General features: G+C 63.9%; 3 protein-coding genes. All 3 read right to left on the bottom strand.

The features are described from left to right. Positions 1-714: ribokinase (locus EOD07_RS30685; RefSeq protein WP_164772703.1), on the bottom strand; the 714-nt coding region annotated here is incomplete at its 3' end. 4 nt (positions 715-718) lie between these two features. Continuing rightward, positions 719-1171, bottom strand: a complete 453-nt coding sequence (locus tag EOD07_RS30680) for an RbsD/FucU family protein (protein WP_040981349.1) — start codon at positions 1169-1171, stop codon at positions 719-721. 83 nt (positions 1172-1254) lie between these two features. Then, complete coding sequence (ugpC, locus tag EOD07_RS30675) at positions 1255-2313, bottom strand: sn-glycerol-3-phosphate ABC transporter ATP-binding protein UgpC (RefSeq protein ID WP_127237968.1); 1059 nt, start codon at positions 2311-2313, stop codon at positions 1255-1257. Between the last annotated feature and the right edge of the window lie 176 nt (positions 2314-2489).

The raw sequence follows: 2489 nt of genomic DNA, 5'->3' as shown, positions 1-2489 counted from the left end.
GGTGTGCAGCAGCGCGCCCTTTTCGCCCAGCGTCACGATGACGGCGCCGACACCCTTGGCCAGCAGGGCGTCGGCGGCGCGGCGGGCATCGTCGATCGACGAAACCTTGATGCCGGTCAGCCCTTCGGCCTCGGTCTCGTTGGGCGTGACATAGTCGCAGAGCGTATAGATCCGGTCGGGCAGGCTGGCGGCCGGCGCGGGATTGAGGATGGTCGTCACCCCTGCCCCGCGCGCGATTTCCAGCGCCTTCAGGGCCGCATCGATCGGCTGTTCGAGCTGGGTGACGAAGACGCCGGCGGAGCGGATGAGCTCGGCATGCGCCTCGATGTCGGCCGGAGAGATCAGCATTGCCGCGCCCGGACTGACGATGATAGCATTGTTGCCGGTGCCTTCCTCGACGAAGATATAGGCAGCGCCCGTATAGCTGTCCGGCGTGTCGATGACGGCGCTTTTCACGCCCGCGTCCTTCCAGGTCTGCTTGGCCATGTCGGCGAAAGCGTCGACGCCGAGGCGCGTCAGGAAGGTGATATCGGCGCCAAGCTTGCCTGCCGCCACCGCCTGGTTCGAGCCCTTGCCGCCCGGTCCGAGCTTGAAGGAATTGCCGAGGATCGTCTCGCCCATCCGCGGCTGGCGATCGGCGCGATAGGCCGTGTCGGCGACGAACACGCCCAAAATCACGACAGGCTTCATGACGACGGGCTTGCCGGTGGCCATGTCTTTACTCCGCATCCGGCGGCACGACGCCCTTGCGGAAGGCAAAGCAGCCATAGAAGCGGCGCTCGCCGGTCTGGATCACGCAATAGGCTTTCTTGGAACGCTCGTAAAAGGCGTAGCGCTCGATCGAGATCATCGGCCAAGGCTTGCCCTCGGCCGCGTCGATCTCCTTCTGCACCTCCTTCTGCACCGGGGGGATCTCGTTCGGCTTGCCGACGATCTCCATGCGCGCCGCAGCATCGTTGACGAACGTATCCAGCGGCAAGACCGACAGCACCGCCTTCACCACGTCGGCCGCCGTCGCATCGATGCGCAACAGCTTGCCGAGCACGGTCTGCCGCGCCACCGAATCGGACGGGAAATTGGTATCGGCGATGATCAGGTCGTCGCCATGGCCCATCGCCCGCAGCGCCTGGAGCACATCGGCATTGAGCAGCGGATTGATCCCTTTGAGCATGGTTTCCTCTTGAAGGGTTGATGCGGTCTGGAGCAATTCCAGGAAAATCGTGAGCGGTTTTCCGTCCGGAATTGCGTAAAGTTCTAAAGACGCTTGCCGGTCCCGGCGTCGAAGAGGTGGACCTGGTCGAGGCGCGGCCTGAGCTTGAGCGTGTCGCCCGGCTTGAAGTCGTGGCGCTCGCGAAACAGCGCCACCATCTCGCCCTCGCCGAAGCGCACGAAGGCCAGGGTCTCGGAGCCGGTCGGCTCGACCACGGAGACCTTGGCCTCGACGCCGTCCGGGTGGATCTCCAGATGCTCCGGCCGCACGCCATAGACCACCGTCTGATCGTCCTCGGCGACGGCGCCCGACGGCATCGGGAACGCCGTGCCGGCGATCTCTACAACCGGCTTCTCGGCTTTCTTTACAGTCCCCTTGAGCAAGTTCATCGAAGGCGAACCGATGAAGCCGGCGACGAAAAGGTTCGCCGGCCGATCGAACAGTTCAAGCGGCGCGCCGACCTGCTCGATGCGGCCGTCGCGCATCACGACGATCTTGTCGGCCATGGTCATGGCCTCGATCTGGTCGTGAGTGACGTAGATGGTGGTCGTCTTCAGCCGCTGGTGCAGTTCCTTGATCTCGGTGCGCATCTGCACGCGCAGCTTGGCGTCGAGGTTGGAAAGCGGCTCGTCGAACAGGAACACCTGCGGATTGCGCACGATGGCGCGGCCCATGGCGACGCGCTGGCGCTGGCCGCCGGAAAGCTGGCGCGGGTAGCGCTTGAGATAGGGCGCGAGGTCGAGGATGTCGGCGGCGCGCTTGACCCGCTCGGCGACGACGGCCGGATCCGTGCCGCGCAGTTTCAGCGCGAAGGCCATGTTCTGCTCCACCGTCTTGTGCGGATAGAGCGCGTAATTCTGGAACACCATGGCGATGTCGCGCTTCGCCGGCGGCAGGTTGTTGACGACGCGGTCGCCGATCGAGATCGTGCCGCCGGAAACCGTCTCCAGCCCGGCCACCATCCTCAACAGCGTGGACTTGCCGCATCCTGAAGGGCCGACCAGCACGACGAACTGCCCGTCGGCAATATCGACGCTGACCTCATGCAGGACCTTGACGGTTCCGAACGCCTTGGCCACACTGCTGATCGCGACTTGAGCCATCGTCTCCCCTTTATCTTTTGCGGTGAAGCTAGCCATTGCCGGCGGCAACGGCAAGTCGGTATCTTATAGATAAAAAGCCAATCTTGTTGACAAGGTAATCGATTACGCGAATAGTGGCGAGTGCCAATCCGAGAGCAGGCCTGTTACCCTGAGATCGGAGCTCCGGCGACGCAGGG

It is taken from the genome of Mesorhizobium sp. M2C.T.Ca.TU.002.02.1.1, from assembly GCF_003997225.1.
Note: the sequence above shows the minus strand (reverse complement) of the source record. Positions and strands in the feature narration are given on the sequence as shown.